Annotated in this window: 16 protein-coding genes; all 16 read left to right on the top strand. The window is 39.0% G+C overall.

The window, feature by feature from the left end:
- Window positions 1–20: 20 nt before the first annotated feature.
- The 16 genes from tilS to lysS all read left to right on the top strand — a co-directional run bounded on the left by tilS (window position 21) and on the right by lysS (window position 17,129).
- On the top strand, window positions 21–1,427 hold the full coding sequence (tilS, locus tag ACIQ1H_RS22180; protein ID WP_402892106.1) for a tRNA lysidine(34) synthetase TilS: 1,407 nt from the start codon (window positions 21–23) through the stop codon (window positions 1,425–1,427).
- Window positions 1,428–1,496: 69 nt separating this feature from the next.
- Window positions 1,497–2,039, top strand: a complete 543-nt coding sequence (gene hpt / locus ACIQ1H_RS22175; protein WP_228134267.1) for a hypoxanthine phosphoribosyltransferase — start codon at window positions 1,497–1,499, stop codon at window positions 2,037–2,039.
- A 291-nt stretch (window positions 2,040–2,330) separates the two neighbouring features.
- On the top strand, window positions 2,331–4,358 hold the full coding sequence (gene ftsH, locus ACIQ1H_RS22170) for an ATP-dependent zinc metalloprotease FtsH (RefSeq protein ID WP_402892104.1): 2,028 nt from the start codon (window positions 2,331–2,333) through the stop codon (window positions 4,356–4,358).
- 120 nt (window positions 4,359–4,478) lie between these two features.
- A complete protein-coding gene (locus ACIQ1H_RS22165) occupies window positions 4,479–5,312 on the top strand; it encodes an aldo/keto reductase (RefSeq protein WP_402892101.1) in 834 nt (277 codons plus the stop codon).
- 236 nt (window positions 5,313–5,548) lie between these two features.
- A complete protein-coding gene (locus ACIQ1H_RS22160; protein WP_228134270.1) occupies window positions 5,549–6,316 on the top strand; it encodes a type III pantothenate kinase in 768 nt (255 codons plus the stop codon).
- 21 nt (window positions 6,317–6,337) lie between these two features.
- Window positions 6,338–7,219, top strand: a complete 882-nt coding sequence (hslO, locus tag ACIQ1H_RS22155) for an Hsp33 family molecular chaperone HslO (RefSeq protein ID WP_402892096.1) — start codon at window positions 6,338–6,340, stop codon at window positions 7,217–7,219.
- Window positions 7,203–8,165: a peptidyl-prolyl cis-trans isomerase gene (locus ACIQ1H_RS22150; protein ID WP_402892093.1), complete on the top strand. Its 963-nt coding sequence runs from the start codon at window positions 7,203–7,205 to the stop codon at window positions 8,163–8,165. The genes hslO and ACIQ1H_RS22150 overlap by 17 nt, the downstream gene beginning before the upstream one ends.
- A gap of 152 nt (window positions 8,166–8,317) precedes the next feature.
- Window positions 8,318–9,247 carry a cysteine synthase A gene (gene cysK, locus ACIQ1H_RS22145; RefSeq protein ID WP_337980132.1) on the top strand — a complete coding sequence of 310 codons (930 nt, stop codon included), beginning with the start codon at window positions 8,318–8,320 and terminating at the stop codon, window positions 9,245–9,247.
- 431 nt (window positions 9,248–9,678) lie between these two features.
- Window positions 9,679–11,058 (top strand): anthranilate synthase component I family protein, encoded by a 1,380-nt coding sequence (locus ACIQ1H_RS22140; RefSeq protein ID WP_402892173.1) that lies wholly within the window; start codon window positions 9,679–9,681, stop codon window positions 11,056–11,058.
- On the top strand, window positions 11,055–11,654 hold the full coding sequence (pabA, locus tag ACIQ1H_RS22135; RefSeq protein ID WP_402892091.1) for an aminodeoxychorismate/anthranilate synthase component II: 600 nt from the start codon (window positions 11,055–11,057) through the stop codon (window positions 11,652–11,654). The genes ACIQ1H_RS22140 and pabA overlap by 4 nt, the downstream gene beginning before the upstream one ends.
- Window positions 11,638–12,477, top strand: coding sequence for an aminodeoxychorismate lyase (pabC, locus tag ACIQ1H_RS22130; RefSeq protein WP_402892089.1), 840 nt, complete (start codon window positions 11,638–11,640; stop codon window positions 12,475–12,477). The genes pabA and pabC overlap by 17 nt, the downstream gene beginning before the upstream one ends.
- A gap of 13 nt (window positions 12,478–12,490) precedes the next feature.
- Window positions 12,491–13,345, top strand: a complete 855-nt coding sequence (gene folP, locus ACIQ1H_RS22125; protein ID WP_402892087.1) for a dihydropteroate synthase — start codon at window positions 12,491–12,493, stop codon at window positions 13,343–13,345.
- Window positions 13,345–13,710, top strand: coding sequence for a dihydroneopterin aldolase (folB, locus tag ACIQ1H_RS22120; protein WP_228134277.1), 366 nt, complete (start codon window positions 13,345–13,347; stop codon window positions 13,708–13,710). The genes folP and folB overlap by 1 nt, the downstream gene beginning before the upstream one ends.
- On the top strand, window positions 13,710–14,231 hold the full coding sequence (gene folK / locus ACIQ1H_RS22115; protein ID WP_402892084.1) for a 2-amino-4-hydroxy-6-hydroxymethyldihydropteridine diphosphokinase: 522 nt from the start codon (window positions 13,710–13,712) through the stop codon (window positions 14,229–14,231). The genes folB and folK overlap by 1 nt, the downstream gene beginning before the upstream one ends.
- A 117-nt stretch (window positions 14,232–14,348) precedes the next feature.
- Window positions 14,349–15,389, top strand: a complete 1,041-nt coding sequence (gene dusB / locus ACIQ1H_RS22110; RefSeq protein ID WP_228134279.1) for a tRNA dihydrouridine synthase DusB — start codon at window positions 14,349–14,351, stop codon at window positions 15,387–15,389.
- 237 nt (window positions 15,390–15,626) lie between these two features.
- Complete coding sequence (gene lysS, locus ACIQ1H_RS22105) at window positions 15,627–17,129, top strand: lysine--tRNA ligase (RefSeq protein WP_402892080.1); 1,503 nt, start codon at window positions 15,627–15,629, stop codon at window positions 17,127–17,129.
- Window positions 17,130–17,711 lie beyond the last annotated feature (582 nt).

Genomic DNA, 17,711 nt, shown 5'->3' with positions numbered 1-17,711 from the left:
GAAAAGGGGAGGAGAAGCGTTTGTCATTTGAATTAAAGGTCAAACAATTTATTGATGAAGAGCAACTACTACAGCAAGACGATCATCTTCTCATCGCCGTTTCGGGTGGTGTAGATTCAATGGCGCTACTCCATTACTTTGTTAAAACAAAAGAACAATGGGGGATTGAAATCGAGGCAGTGCATGTCGATCATATGTTAAGAGGTGAGGCTTCAGCAGAGGATCGAGCTTTTGTGCAAAGTTATTGTGATAAATACGGCATTACATTGCATTCAACAGCGATTCCAATTCCAGAAATTTTAGCGTCAGAAAATGGCAACTCGCAGCTAATTTGCCGTAGAGAACGTTATCGTTATTTTGGTGAAATCATACATACAACGATGGCAACCAAGCTTGTAACTGCACATCATGCGGACGACCAACTGGAGTCAGTATTAATGGCCTTGACGAAAAATGCCACGATGAATAGTATGCAAGGTATTCGCTCACAGCGTTTTTTTGAAGGAAAATCATTAATTCGTCCGTTTTTAACGGTTACAAAGTCTGAAATAAGGGAATATTTACAGAAGCAAGGCTTGAATTATCGTGAAGACGCGAGCAATACGAAAGATTCCTACGTAAGAAATCGCTTTAGACACCACGTAGTACCACTATTGGAAGCGGAAAACCCACGTGTAGCTGAGCAGACGAGTCGTTTTACAAAGCATTTGCAAGAGGATGATGCGTACTTAATGACCCTTGCGCAAGACATATTTTCAAAAACAGTAAAAATATACAATGGAAATATGTATAGTATGGAGATAGAAGCGTTTGAAATGGTAGCACCTGCTTTACAAAGGAGGCTCATTTTAATACTATTAAACTATCTTTACAAAGATTCAAATACGATACAAAGTTATGCTATTTTAACTTCGCTTTCAAAGCTTTGTGAAACAACATCTGGGTATGCTGAAATTCACTTGCCAGAAGGTTTTATAGCAGTTCGCCGTTATGGCAAATTGACGATTCAAAAAAGCAATTCATTAGAAAGTGAGATTTATCCAGAAAAAGGATTTGTTTTAACTGCTAATGGAGAGGCGATAATGATAAATGGTATTCGTCTATCTGTCGTTCGTCTGTCTGAATTGGCACCTGATTTGCTTACGGAGTCTGCACAACTTTTTTACTTTAACGCTAATAAACTTACACTTCCACTCTATATTAGGGCACGTAAGGAAGGAGACCGAATGCTGTTAAAAGGAATGGATAAGCCGAAACGTTTATCTCGCCTTTTTATAGATGAAAAGATTCCTTTAAATGAGCGAAATAGCTGGCCGTTACTGATTTCTCAATCTGACGAGGTCGTAGCGGTAATTGGTGTGCGTATGGGGATTTACTTTTCAACAACCCCGCAGCCAAGCGATGATACAGTGCTCATCGTAGACTAATGGTCTTTGTAAAATATTTCACCTACATACAGGTTGAAAATTTTTGAAACAACACGAGGAGGAATCGATATGTTACAAAATGACATCGAAAAAATTATGATTACAGAAGAACAACTGCAAGAAAGAATCGCCGTGCTAGGTGCCCAATTAACAGAGGAATATAAAGATTCATTCCCATTGGCTGTTGGCGTACTTAAAGGTGCGATGCCATTCATGACAGACTTGATGAAACGTTTCGATTCTTTCATTGAGCTAGATTTTATGGACGTTTCTAGCTATGGTAATGCTACTGTTTCATCTGGGGAAGTAAAGATTTTAAAGGATTTAAATACAAGTGTGGAAGGGCGTGACGTATTAATTATCGAGGACATCATCGATAGCGGATTAACGCTTAGCTACCTAGTAGATTTATTTAAGTATCGTAAAGCAAAATCAATTAAAATTGTTACGCTTTTAGACAAACCGTCAGGACGAAAAGTAAATCTTGCTGCTGATTATGTTGGCTTCAAAGTTCCAGATGGCTTTGTAGTTGGATATGGTTTAGACTACGCGGAAAAATACCGCAACTTACCATACATCGGTATTTTAAAACCGGAAGTTTATTCGTTTTAATGCTTAAATATCCACTTGGTTTTCCGAGTGGAAACAGCTTTAAGCCTCCAGCGGATGCACAGGTGATGAATTGTTAAAATACTATTCAATTTGGACACATAAAAGGCTGTGCCCAAAAGGAATCACCAAGTGAAAATACGCTGGGATTGTAATTAGTAGGAATAAATATGTTTAGATTTCGACAAAATTCTAACGAAACTTTTTTTAAGTAAGGCTTTTCGTTGTATGATGAAATCATGATATGTTAAGATTTTACTTATAATTTTTCTGTTTGTAATGAGGAGGCTGGAGATGAATCGAATATTTCGATATACCATATTCTATTTACTGATTTTCCTAGTGATCATTGGTATATTTGGTACTTTCAACGGTGGTAATTCGCCGACGAAAGAAATTACTTACCCAGAGTTTTTAGAAGCTCTTGATAAGAATGAAATTACAGAAGCAAAAATTCAACCTGATAAATCAGTATATATTGTTGAAGGTACGATGAAAGGTTATGAAAAAGGCGAAAGTTTCACAGTAAACCTTCCCCGCGATAACCAATCATTGATGGATCGAATCGATGCAGCTGCTAAGGATAAGAATAGCAATATAGATTTCTTGAAAGCACCAGAAACGAGTGGATGGGTACAGTTCTTCACAGGTATTATTCCATTCATCATTATCATCTTCTTATTCTTCTTCCTAATGAGTCAATCTCAAGGTGGCGGCAATAAAGTAATGAGCTTTGGTAAAAGTAAAGCTAAGCTTTATGATGACCAAAAGAAAAAAGTCCGTTTTACTGATGTAGCGGGTGCAGATGAAGAGAAGGCTGAGCTTGTAGAGGTCGTAGATTTCTTAAAAGATCACCGTAAATTCACTGAAATTGGCGCTCGTATTCCAAAAGGTATCTTACTTGTAGGTCCTCCAGGTACAGGTAAAACATTGCTTGCTCGTGCAGTTGCTGGTGAAGCTGGCGTACCATTCTTCTCGATTTCAGGTTCTGACTTCGTAGAAATGTTTGTCGGCGTAGGGGCTTCACGTGTACGTGATTTATTTGAAAATGCGAAGAAAAATGCTCCATGTATCATTTTCATTGATGAAATCGATGCTGTTGGTCGTCAACGTGGTGCTGGTCTTGGCGGTGGTCACGATGAACGTGAGCAAACATTGAACCAATTATTAGTTGAAATGGATGGCTTCGGTGCAAACGAAGGTATTATTATTATCGCTGCAACAAACCGTCCAGACATCTTAGATAAAGCGTTATTACGTCCAGGTCGTTTTGACCGTCAAATTACAGTAGGGCATCCTGATGTAAAAGGACGTGAAGCAATTCTAAAAGTGCATGCACGCAATAAGCCTTTATCGGATTCAGTCGATTTAGCAGCTGTAGCACAACGTACACCAGGCTTCTCTGGTGCCGATTTAGAAAACTTATTAAACGAGGCAGCACTTGTAGCAGCTCGTAAAAGTAAACGTTCGATTAATATGGCAGATATCGATGAGGCGTCTGACCGTGTAATCGCAGGTCCAGCAAAAGCTAGCCGTATTTACTCAGCAAAAGAGAAAAAGCTTGTATCCTTCCATGAAGCTGGTCACGTTGTAGTAGGTCTTGAACTTGATGAAGCGGATACAGTTCATAAAGTAACGATTGTCCCACGCGGTCAAGCGGGCGGTTATGCAATTATGTTGCCGAAGGAAGAACGTTTCTTCACTACGAAACAAGAGCTTTTAGACCGTATCGCAGGACTACTTGGTGGTCGTGTGGCAGAGGAAATTGTGTTAGGCGAAGTATCGACTGGAGCTCATAATGACTTCCAAAAGGTAACAAGTATTGCACGTGCTATGGTTACAGAATATGGCATGAGTGAAAATCTTGGAGCAATGCAATTTGGGTCAAGTCAAGGCGGTAATGTATTCCTTGGTCGTGACTTCAATTCAGATCAGAACTACTCTGATTCAGTTGCTTATGAAATCGATAAAGAAATGCAAAAAATTATCGATACGCAATACGAACGTACTAAACGAATCCTTACAGAAAAACGTCATTTACTTGATTTAATTGCGAATACATTAATGGAGAAAGAAACATTAAATGCGCAAGAAATTGAGCATTTACGTGATCATGGTGTCCTACCAGAACCAGAAGCGGTGGAAAATGTTGAAGACGAAGCGCCAAAAGCTGAAGCACAACCGTCATTAGAAAAAGTCGGGAAGCCAGTTCTTGAAAAAGAATTGTTAAGTGATGCGCCAACACCAACAACAGCGGATCTACCAAAAGAAGGTTCGGAACAAAATGATGCGCCAAAAGGAATCGACGAAAAGCGTGAGTAATCACGTTAAAGACTGCTTATGAATTTCATAAGCAGTCTTTTTCTTTGCCTTTTTTTGGCCTGAAGCATTAGGATATAAATAGTATATTATGCATTTGCGTAATGGATAGGAGTGTTGGATATGGGTAATGTAACATTGAACAATGGTCTAAAAATGCCTTTAGTAGGTTATGGCGTATTCCGTGTGCCAGATGGAGATGATCTAGCTGAGGCTGTTAAAACAGCTATTGCAAAAGGCTATCGTAGTATAGATACTGCGCAAGTGTACCGTAATGAGGAAAGTGTCGGGCGAGGAATCCGTGCCGCAATTGAAGAAGGGCTAGTTTCCCGCGATGAGCTTTTCATCACTTCTAAAGTTTGGAATGACGGACTTTCATATGAAGAGACACTTGCTGCATATGATAGTAGTTTAGAAAAATTAGGTTTAGATTATTTAGATTTATATTTAATTCATTGGCCAGGTTTAGATACGAATTATATCGATTCATATAAAGCGCTTGAAAAAATCTATCAGGATGGACGAGTTCGTTCAATAGGCGTAAGTAATTTCCATGTGCATCACTTAGAACTTTTGTTAAAAGAAACGACGGTTATTCCAGTTATTAATCAAATTGAGTTCCATCCTCATTTAACGCAAGAAGAAGTGCGTCACTTCTGTAAAGAGCACGGTATTCAAGTGGAAGCATGGTCTCCGTTAATGAATGGTTCTTTGTTAGAGGAAGAGTTGATTCAACAGTTAGCAAGTAAATACAGTAAAACACCAGCGCAAATCGTTTTGCGATATGATGTTCAGCATGATGTTGTCACAATACCAAAAACAATGACTCCAGCACGTATGACAGAGAACTTACATGTTTTTGATTTTGCTTTAACAGATGAGGAAATGGCACAGTTAGATGCTATGAACGACGGCTTGCGTTGCGGCCCAGATCCTGAAAAATTTAATTTTAAATAATGTTTAAGGAGCTACTTGCTAAAATGTTGAGTAGCTCCTTTTATCGTGAGTAGGAATGCTGTTTCATTGTCTTAAAAGTGTGGTATCATTTTCTCAAGTGTTCAAACTTTATTTAGTGTTCATTATTGAGCCTTTTTAATATAAAGTAGGGGCGACTAGTCATTGTAGGTAGGTTTGCACAAATAATGCAAATTAGCATATGGCATAAAGGTGAATTTGATATGGAGGCATCGTCCATGATTTTAGTTTTGGATGCAGGAAATTCAAATATAGTATTGGGAGTCTATGATACCAATGACCAGCTAGCTTTCCATTGGCGAATGGTAACAGATCTTCACAAAACAGAAGACGAATATGCAATGCAAGTATTAGCTTTTTTTAATCATGCAGGCATTTCATTTGAACAAATTACTGGCATTATTATATCCTCGGTTGTACCACCAATTATGTTTTCATTAGAATCTATGTGTCAAAAGTATTTTCGCAAAAAACCACTAGTAGTTGGACCAGGTGTGAAAACAGGATTGAATATTAAATATGAAAATCCTCGCGAAGTTGGTTCAGATCGTATTGTAAACGCAATTGCAGCATTAGATGCTTATAAAGCACCGTTAATTATTGTGGATTTTGGTACAGCGACAACATATTGTTATTTGAATGAAAAAGGCGATTACATGGGTGGCGCTATTGCACCAGGAATTTCTATTTCAACTGAGGCACTTTATACGCAGGCAGCTAGGTTACCGCGTATTGAAATACTACGTCCTCCACATATTGTTGGAAAAACTACCGTTTCTGCAATGCAGGCGGGCATTTTTTATGGTTTTGTTGGACAAGTTGAGGGCATTGTTAATCGCATGAAAGCACAAAGTAAGGAAGAGCCGCTTGTTATTGCAACAGGTGGGCTAGCAAATTTAATTGCTGGAGAGACGCAAGCTATTGATGTAGTCGATCCATTTTTAACATTAAAGGGTTTATATAAATTATATAAACGCAACCAATAAGAAAAGAGGGACTTTTCATTTATGAAAGATTATTTAGTTCGTGGGTTAGGTTTTAATGGGCAAGTGCGTGTTTTTGCCGCATGTACAACAGCAACAGTAGGGGAAGCACAACGTCGACATAATACATGGCCAGTTGTATCGGCAGCTCTTGGTCGTTCAATGACTGCTGGTGTAATGATGGGCGCAATGTTAAAAGGTGAAGAAAAAATTACGATTAAAGTGGAAGGTAATGGTCCAATCGGCCCTATGGTGATTGACAGTAACGCCCGTGGTGAAGTGCGTGGATTTGTGACAAACCCTCATGTGCATTTTGATTTAAACGAGCAAGGCAAATTAGATGTACGAGCTGGTGTTGGAACAGAAGGTGCATTAACGATAGTAAAAGATCTTGGCTTACGTGATATGTTCTCTGGACAAACACCGATTGTATCAGGAGAAATTGCAGAAGACTTTACTTACTATTTTGCTACATCTGAACAGGTGCCTTCATCTGTAGGCCTTGGCGTATTGGTAAATCCAGATAATTCAATTCTTGCAGCGGGTGGCTTTATTCTTCAGCTTATGCCAGGCTGTGAAGAAGAAACGATTGATGCAATCGAGCAGCATTTAGCAACAATTGAACCTGTTTCAAAAATGATTGAAAAAGGTTATACACCAGAGCAAATTTTAGAAGCTGTATTAGGAGAAGGGAAAGTCCAAATTTTAGATTCAATGCCGGTTGAATTTAAATGTCAATGTTCAAAAGAGCGATTTGGAGCAGCAATTTTAGGCTTAGGTTCACAAGAAATCCAAGAAATGATTGATGAAGATGGAGAGGCTGAAGCACAATGTCACTTCTGCTTAGAAACGTACCATTTCTCAAAAGATGAACTAGAAGGATTTATTGATGAGCTCAACGCGTAATCGTAGACCACAACCATCTTCAACAAACCAAACGCCTTTATTGCAACGCCGTTTAAAAACAAAACCGGCTTTAATAGTTTTCTCCATATTATTATTAGGAAATCTTTTATGGTTAATTGCTTGGTTAATTCCGAATAACGGTAAGGAAATCGGTAGCGACGAACAGGTCGCTGCCGTTGATGGTGATGTGATAACTCGCCAAGAGTGGATGATTGCTATGGAAGAACGCTATGGTAAAGAAACACTCCAAAATTTAGTCAATGAATCGGTTATGGAAAAGGCAGCTGATAAATATAAAATAAAAGTGTCTGATAAAGAAATTAATTTAGAGCTTGCGTTAATGCGTTCAGCTCAAGATAAATTCGATACGGCATTGCAAAATTTATCAGCTGAGCAGCTAAAACAAAAAATTCGCTCAGGTCTAATTTTAGATAAAGTACTGACTAAAGATGTAGTTATAAAAGAAGATAGTATTCAAAAATACTATGAAGAAAACAAAACGCTATACAACACTGAAACAAGCTATCGTACGAATTTCATTGAGGTGGATTCAAAGAAAGCTGCTGAAGAAGCGTTAAGTGAACTGAAAAATGGCTCAGATTTTTCTGTGCTTGCACGTGAAATTTCAATTGATAGTGCTTCAGCAAGCTTAGGTGGAGATATCGGTTTCCTAACTGAAAAGCAGGGCAATATTGACCCAGCTATTTTGAAGGCAGCGAAAGCTTTATCAGCAAATGAGGTTAGTAAGGCATTTAAGTTAGACAACGGACATTACGGAATTGTGCAAGTTCAAGAAGTAATAGAAGGTCAATCCTTTACATATGACGATGTGAAAGAACATATCGAACGAGAGCTTGCGTTGGAGCAACTACAACAATCGATAACACCTGAAGCATTTTGGTCTGAGTTTAAGGCAACTTGGTATTATGGTGAGGAAAAGAAATAATAAAAGGAAGCCAGGGAGTAGTATACTTTCTGGCTTCTAATAAATATTCTGAAAATATAAGTTTTATTGATTGACAATTCAACTGAAAAATTGATAAAATACAAAATAAGTAAAACCTATAAAAATAGTAGGGATTAGGAGTGGATTGATAAATGAGTAGATTAGCAAACTCGGTAGCTGAATTAGTTGGTAAAACACCAATTGTAAAATTAAATCATGCAACAGGTGAGAACGAAGGTACTGTTTATGTTAAATTAGAGTATTTTAACCCAGGAAGCTCTGTAAAAGACCGTTTAGCGTTAGCAATGATCGAAGCTGCTGAACAAGACGGCACGCTAAAACCAGGTGGCACTATTATTGAACCTACTTCAGGTAATACTGGGATTGGATTAGCAATGATCGCTGCAGCTAAAGGATATAAAGCAATCTTAGTAATGCCAGAAACAATGAGTTTAGAGCGCCGCAATCTATTGCGTGCATACGGTGCTGATTTAGTGTTAACTCCTGGACCAGCAGGTATGAAAGGCGCTATCGCAAAGGCAGAAGAATTATCAGCAGAGCACGGATACTTTTTACCTCAACAATTCACAAACCCAGCTAATGCGGTTGTACACCGTTTAACTACAGGTCCAGAAATCGTAGAAGCATTTGATGGCTTAAAATTAGATGCGTTTATTGCGGGTGTTGGTACAGGTGGTACAATTACAGGTGCTGGTAGCGTATTAAAAGAGAAGTACCCAGAAATCGAAATTATTGCTGTTGAGCCAAAAGACTCTCCAGTACTTTCAGGTGGTCAACCAGGTCCACATAAAATCCAAGGTATTGGTGCTGGATTTGTGCCTGCAGTATTAGATACAGATGTTTACTCATCAGTATTCCCTGTAGAAAATGAAATTGCGTTCGATGTAGCTCGTAAAGTTGCGCGTGAAGAGGGTATTCTATGCGGTATTTCGTCAGGAGCAGCAATTTATGCAGCGATCGAAACTGCAAAACGTTTAGGCAAAGGCTCAAATGTTCTTGCCATCGTACCTTCAAATGGTGAGCGTTACCTATCTACACCTTTATATCAATTTGAAGACTAATAAAAATAAAAAAGGCTCTCCTACGAGTCTCGCAAACTGTAGGCAAACTCATTTAATTGAGTTTGCCTGCAGTTTTTTCTTTTTAGAATAGTGATGGCGACATGCTTTATGCCATACGTGCACTTTTTGCGGGCATGTATGTAAGCCGAAACCCTGAAAATGCGCTGGAATGGCCGCGTCTTGCGCAGGAGTCACCAGTCGTCCACTACCATCAACTTTCTTTTTGCGTTTTGACAGGGAGCCAATGCAATTGGTACTGAAGTGTACTGGCATTGTGCATACAATCTGTTGCAATATGAGGAATGGTTATAGTTATTTAATTGTTAGCAAAAACATTCGCATCTTTTCATTTTTCTAGTTAAGATGGAATCACATCATATGATTCAAAGGGGAAGAGTAACGTGAACACATTATTTACCATAACAATGGAGATGGACGCAGACGCGTTTTTTTATAGTTATAAGAAGCAAACAGAACATGAACAAGCCCATGTTTTTTTAGAGAGTGGACGTGGAGGGCATTATTCAATTGCGGCTTGGCAACCTCTTGCAACAGCCCAATCAATTGAAGGTGGTCTATTAGTAAAATGGAGAAATGGGAGTAGTGAAATATTATTAGGTGAGCCGCTTGATTTACTAGAACAATTAGTAGCTACCTATCAATTAGCTTATGACCCTGAGCTACCCGTTTTTCAGGGGGGTGCAATTGGCTTTGTGTCATACGATTACGCTCGAAAAATTGAAGAGCTACCAATAGTGGCAACAGATGATTTAATGGTGCCAGATCTTTATTTTTATTTATTTGACTGTTGGGCAGTACATGATGTTAAGACAAATGCAGTGACGCTTATGAAGTTAGCAAACAGCGATGTAAATCTAGAAGAGCGCGCGCAAGCCTGGCAAGTGGCGGCACAGGAAGGTTTACAATTACGAAAATTTGAAAAGACAAGTGCTGTTGAAGTGGTTAATGATGAAAGTGAATTACTTGTATCGTTCGCAGGAACGGATTTTGAAGCGGCAGTGAGAAAAATTCAAACATATATAGCACAAGGTGACGTGTTCCAAGTGAATTTATCTGTACGTCAATCTAAAACGCTAAATGCTACCGCGATGGATGTTTATGAGGCATTACGTGCATTTAACCCGTCGCCGTATATGGCATATATTGAAGCGCCTGAGTTCGCTGTTGTGTCAGGATCACCTGAGTTGCTAGTAAAGCGCCATGGTAATGAGTTATCAACACGACCAATAGCAGGTACGCGTCCAAGAGGGAAGTCGGAAGAGGAAGACATTGCATTGGCGCATGAATTGATTGATAACGAGAAAGAGCGAGCTGAGCATGTAATGCTTGTAGATTTAGAGCGTAATGATTTAGGGAGAGTTTCAGCTTACGGAACTGTTGAAGTAGACGAATTTATGGTGATTGAACGCTATTCACACGTGATGCATATTGTGTCAAATGTTCGTGGTGAAATAGCTGAAGGAAAGACCAATGCAGATGTTGTGCGAGCGATGTTCCCAGGCGGAACGATTACGGGCGCACCTAAAATCCGTACGATGGAAATAATAGAAGAACTGGAACCTGTTCGTCGAGGATTATATACAGGCTCTATTGGTTGGCTAGGCTATACAGGAGATATGGAATTAAATATTGTGATACGAACGGCATTTGTTAAAGATGGCATGGCTCATATACAAGCTGGTGCAGGTATTGTGATAGACTCTGTCCCAGAAAGAGAATACCAAGAGTCTCTAAATAAAGCAAAAGCGATGTGGCAGGCTAAGGCGATGGCGGAGGAGCGAGCAAAATGATTTTAATGATTGATAACTATGATTCTTTTACATATAATCTTGTGCAGTATTTTGGAGAATTTGGACATGAGTTAATAGTAAAAAGAAACGATTCGTTAACGATTGACGATATTGAAAAACTTGCGCCTGATATGATTGTTATTTCTCCAGGGCCTTGTAGTCCGAACGAAGCAGGTGAAAGTTTAAACATTATTCGTTATTTCGCGGGAAATATCCCTATTTTAGGTGTCTGTCTAGGACATCAAGCGATTGCCCAAGTATTTGGCGGACATGTTATTCGTGCTGAGCGTTTAATGCACGGTAAAACGTCTCCAGTGTTACATGCGGAACTAGGGCTACATGCAGGTATGCCCAATCCATTTAAAGCAACGCGTTATCATTCTCTTATTGTGGAGAAAGAATCATTACCAGAATGCTTTGATGTAACAGCGTGGACGGAAGAAGGAGAAATTATGGGTATTCGTCATAGAGACTATCCAATAGAAGGTGTGCAGTATCATCCAGAATCTATTATGACCGAACAGGGGAAAAAGCTTCTGCGACATTTTATTGAATTGTATGTACAAGGAGCGAAGCAAAATGCAGTGCTGGATTAATGGAAACTACGTAGCGGCGGATGAATTACGAATTTCACCATTTGACCACGGCTTTTTGTATGGGTTAGGTTTTTTTGAGACGTTTCGTACTTATAACGGGAACGTGCTGTTTTGGGATGCCCATATGGAAAGGTTGCAAACGGCACTCTTACAATTCCGTATTCAAATGCCATATACAGAACAGGAATTGCTTGCTGTTTGTGAACGATTAAATGCAGTAGCGGGTGGACAAGATGGTTATTTTCGTGTAAATGTATCTGCTGGTGAGCATGGTATAGGTTTGCAGCCGAGGGAATATACCCAACCTAATGTTATTATCTTTCGTAAAGAATTACTTGATGCACCGCGTGGCAAAGAAAAAACAGCACAATGGTTGGAGACAAGACGGAATACCCCTGAAGGTGAGTTGCGTGTAAAGTCACATCATTATGGCAATAACGTTTTAGGAAGATTTGAAATGCCCTCATTGGCTGAACAGGAAGGTTTCTTTTTAACAGAGACTGGTTATGTCGCGGAAGGTGTCACATCAAATATTTTCTGGGTGAAAAATGATATACTATATACGCCTTCTTTAGAAGCTGGTATTTTACCTGGGATAACGCGAGCATGGGTGATTGAGCGTGCACAATCACTAGGTATTGAAATACAAGAAGGTCTTTTTACTAAAAATGATGTGGAGCAAGGGTGCGAATGTTTTATTACAAACTCTGTGCAAGAGCTTGTTCCAATTTGTAGATTAGAAGATATACAGTTGTTAGGCAATAATGGACCTATTTATTTGCGTTTACATGAAGCGTTTGTCAAAGAAGTGGAACAAGAATAGAAGGAGCGTCAAAATGCTAGAAAAATATATCACACCGTTAACGATTAACGGGATTACATTAGATTATACGAGCGAAACTTTCGTGATGGGTATTTTAAATGTCACGCCAGATTCTTTTTCTGACGGAGGAAAATACAATAACGTCGAGGCAGCGGTAGAACAAGCTAAAAAAATGATCGCTGATGGGGCGAAAATTATTGATGTGGGCGGCGAATCGACACGCCCTGGCTATGAGCGTATTTCTGATGAAGATGAAATTGCTCGCATTGTACCAGTAATTCAGGCGTTAATAGCAGAAGTACCAGCAATTATTTCGGTTGATACGTATAAAGCGAACGTAGCGCGTGCTGCAGTTGAAGCGGGTGCGCATATTATTAATGATATTTGGGGTGCAAAATCAGAACCTGCAATTGCACAGGTTGCTTCAGAACTCAATGTCCCGATAATTTTAATGCATAATCGCGATAACATGGACTACGGAAATGATTTTTGGGCAACAGCAAAAGCCGACCTTGAAGAAAGTATTGCCATCGCTAAAAAGGCAGGTGTGCCAGATAAGCATATTATATTGGATCCAGGTATAGGGTTTGCTAAAACAACGTCTCATAACATTGCAATGATGCAGCATCTTGCTGATTTAGTGGACATGGGTTATCCAGTATTATTAGCAACTTCACGTAAATCAATGATCGGCAATGTATTGAAGCTTCCTGTAGAAGAGCGAATAGAAGGTACAAGTGCAACTGTTGTTTATGGTATAGAAAAAGGCTGCCATATGATTCGTGTACATGATGTAAAGGAAATGGCCCGTGCTTCACAAATGACGGATGTGTTAGTCGGCAAACGTATATATGAGGAGGAAGCATAATGGACTATATTCATTTAAAGGACATGCAGTTTTATGGTTACCACGGTGTTTTAGCGGCAGAAACAACACTAGGTCAACGCTTCCGTGCGAATGTTTCGTTGGCGGTGGATATGACAGAAGCGGGACTAACAGATGATTTAGCATACACTGTTAATTATGCGGAAGTATATGAACTCTGTCGTGACATTGTTGAGGGTGAGCCATTTAAGTTAATCGAAGCACTCGTATCGAAAATGGCAAACAGTATACTTTCTGCTTACCCTGACAAAGTAAAAGGTGTTCGAGTTGAGCTTATTAAACCAGATCCACCGATACATGGTTATTATAAAGAAGTTTCGGTTGAGATTACTCGAGGTGATTTCTGATGAATGATGTGTATCTATCTATTGGTACCAATATTGGTGAGCGCTATGAAAACCTTCAGCGAGCGATCGAGCTTTTGATGGAAAAAGAAGGTGTAGAGGTTATTCGTATATCTTCTATATATGAAACCGCGGCTGTAGGTTACACTGATCAAGCGGATTTTTTAAATATTGCGGTTGCTATTAGAACGAGCTGCTCTTCTTCGGAAATGCTGAAGATTTGTCAGTCGGTAGAGAATGAGCTAGGTCGTGTGCGAGAGTTTCGGTGGGGACCTCGAATCATTGACCTTGACATTTTACTCTACAATCACGAGAATATTGAAACAGAGAGTTTGCTTGTTCCACATCCAAGAATGTATGAACGAGCTTTCGTGTTAGTACCTCTAATAGAAATTACGCCTACACCCGTGGGTGAGCAATTACAACGAGCTCATGACACGTTGAAACAGCTAAATTGCCAAGCAGAGGGCGTAATGCTATGGAAAGACTCATCGGATACGAGATTTATGCCGTCTATGAAATAATGTGCATAAGTCGGTAATACTTTAATATTTGTGCTTAGCTTAACGATCATGGTCTAAGCACTAACAATAGATCTTTAGGAATGTAGGGTAAAAGCCCATAGAAGGAGGAAATCGACGTTGAGTCAGACATCTGAGAAGCCGTTTCAAATTGGCGATATTGTCATGGACAACCGTGTTGTCTTAGCACCAATGGCTGGGATTTGTAACTCTGCTTTCCGATTAACGGTAAAAGAATTCGGAGCGGGGCTTGTCTATGCCGAAATGATTAGTGATAAAGGAATCGTTAATAAAAACGAAAAAACGTTAGGTATGCTTTATATCGATGAACGTGAAAATCCCCTTTCATTGCAAATTTTTGGTGGAGATAAAACGACATTAGTAGAAGCGGCAAAGTATGTAGATGAAAATACAAATGCTGATATTATTGATATTAATATGGGCTGTCCAGTTAATAAAATTATTAAGTGTGAAGCAGGCGCTCGGTTACTGCTAGATCCTAACAAAATTTATGAAATGGTCGCAGCGGTTGTAGATGCTGTGAAAAAGCCAGTCAGCGTAAAAATGCGTATTGGCTGGGATGATGAACATATCTTTGCTGTGGAAAACGCGCAGGCTGCAGAACGTGCTGGCGCCTCTGCTCTAGCTGTTCATGGCCGTACTCGTGTGCAAATGTACGAAGGTAGAGCAAACTGGGATATTATTCGTCAAGTAAAGGAAAATGTTAATATTCCTGTGCTTGGCAATGGTGATGTTGAAACACCGCAAGATGCAAAACGTATGCTTGATACAACAGGTGTAGATGCGGTCATGATAGGACGTGCGGCATTAGGTAATCCGTGGATGATTTATCGTACAGTTCAGTATTTAGAAACAGGTGAGCTAAAAGACGAGCCTGGAGTTCGCGAAAAAATGGATGTATGCTTACTGCACTTTGAACGTTTGCTGCAATTAAAAGGTGAGAGTGTGGCTGTACGCGAGATGCGTAAGCACGCATCGTGGTATTTAAAAGGCATTCGTGGTAACGGTAAAGCTCGTAGCGCTATTAATCAAACCGAAACAGCAGTTGAGCTACGTGCGATTTTAAATGGAATAGTGCAAGAGTATGAAGAACTGGAGTCTGGCATTTTTGCACCCGAGCATAAAGAAATAGTTATATAAATAGAAAAGAGGCCTCTCCATTTTAACGTGAGATGCCTCTTTTTTATATGTTTGTCTGCCAAGAATGAATAGAACTCACGCGGGTATAGAAGTTATTTCTAATGCAGCTAACTTTAATTTTTAGAATTATTAATAATTTCAACTCTTTTGGAAATTAAACCGAAACAGATGAATACAGCTTTAAAATTGTGTACAATAGAAATATTATGGACGTAAACGCGGACAATTTAATAAGGAGTGAAACAAGTGTCAAATATAGAAGAGTTAAATGATCAGCTTTTGGTGAGACGTCAAAAGATGACTGCTATTCAAGAGAATGGACAAGATCCATTTGGTAGTCGATTTGAACGTACACACTTATCTACAGAAGTACGTGAACAATTCGCAGATCAAACAAAAGAACAGTTAGAAGAAAACTTACAAGAAGTTATTATCGCAGGTCGTATTATGACAAAGCGCGGTAAAGGGAAAGCTGGATTTGCACATATTCAAGATTTAGGTGGCCAAATTCAAATCTACGTTCGTCAAGACCACGTAGGTGAAGAAGCTTATGATTTATTTAAGCAAGCTGACCTAGGCGATATCGTAGGTGTACGTGGTAACGTATTCCGTACGCAAGTGGGAGAACTTTCAGTTAAGGCTGAAGGATTTACATTCCTAACAAAAGCGCTACGTCCAATGCCAGAAAAATTCCACGGCTTACAGGATGTAGAACAACGTTACCGTCAACGTTACTTAGATTTAATGACAAATGAAGATAGCAAAAAAACATTTATTACACGTTCTAAAATTATACGTGCTATTCGCAATTATTTAGATAACACAGGTTATTTAGAGGTGGAAACACCAATGCTTCATACTATTGCAGGTGGTGCGGCGGCTCGTCCATTCATCACTCACCACAATGCACTAGATATGGAACTATATATGCGTATCGCTATCGAGTTGCACTTAAAACGTTTAATCGTTGGTGGACTAGAAAAAGTCTATGAAATTGGTCGTGTATTCCGTAATGAAGGAATTTCAACTCGTCACAATCCAGAGTTCACAATGATTGAGTTGTACGAAGCTTATGCAGACTACAAAGATATCATGTCATTAACAGAGAACTTAATTGCACATGTAGCACAAGAAGTACTTGGCACAACATTAGTACAATACGGTGAAGATGAGATCAACCTAGCAGTGGGTTGGAGACGTGTTCACATGGTAGATGCTGTTAAAGAAGCTACAGGTGTAGACTTCTGGCAACCAATGACGAAAGAACAAGCACAAGCACTTGCTCAAGAGCACGGAGTGGAAGTGAAGGCTGCGCATGAAGTTGGCCATATTATTAACGAATTCTTCGAGCAAAAAGTAGAAGAAACTCTTGTACAACCAACATTTGTTTTTGGTCACCCAGTAGAAATCTCTCCTTTAGCGAAGAAAAATCCAGAGGACGAGCGTTTTACAGATCGTTTTGAGTTGTTTATCGTGCGTCGTGAGCATGCAAATGCCTTTACAGAACTAAATGACCCAATCGATCAACGCGAACGCTTTGAGGCGCAATTAGCTGAAAAAGAAGCAGGTAATGACGAAGCACACGAAATGGATAATGACTTTATTGAAGCTTTAGAATACGGTATGCCGCCAACGGGTGGTTTAGGTATCGGTATCGACCGTCTAATTATGCTTCTTACAAACTCGCCATCAATTCGTGATGTACTATTATTCCCAACAATGCGCCACACTGCTAAATAAAATTAAAATAAGGAGATCCTTTATATAAAAGGGTCTCCTTATTTTATTGTGAAATTACAAAAACAGCGGTATAGTAAAAACAATGTTGTAGAGTAACAATAAATGCAAAAATATGAAAGCTAGAATAAGCTATTAATAGCTTACTAATGACCTTTTTTTCATAAAATGATATTTTTATAGAAAAACACTTGCAGAGATTATAAAATCGTGATAAATTATTACTTGTCGCTAAGACGACGTAACATTAAGCACTACCAATTATTAATAACATCACAAAAAAGTGTTGACATCAACATTTCAAAGTGGTAAGATTTAAAAGTTGTCACTTCTTAAGGAAATAAAATATTTCAAAAAGTTGTTGACAAAGAAAATCGAAAATGTTATTATATAAAAGTTACTGAAATTAGCGGTAACGAAATGAACCTTGAAAACTGAACAAGCAAAACGTAATCAATATAGTTTTTAGTAGCTAACTTTGTTAGTGAATAAAACAAAATTTTGGACATCAAAATTGATGCCAGCAAAACAATTTGAGCTAATCAAATTTCTTTTATGGAGAGTTTGATCCTGGCTCAGGACGAA

The organism is Lysinibacillus sp. NPDC097279 (assembly GCF_044761745.1).
Taxonomy (GTDB): domain Bacteria; phylum Bacillota; class Bacilli; order Bacillales_A; family Planococcaceae; genus Lysinibacillus.
The sequence above is the reverse complement of the archived record's forward strand: the minus strand, read 5'-3'. Positions and strand labels throughout refer to the sequence as shown.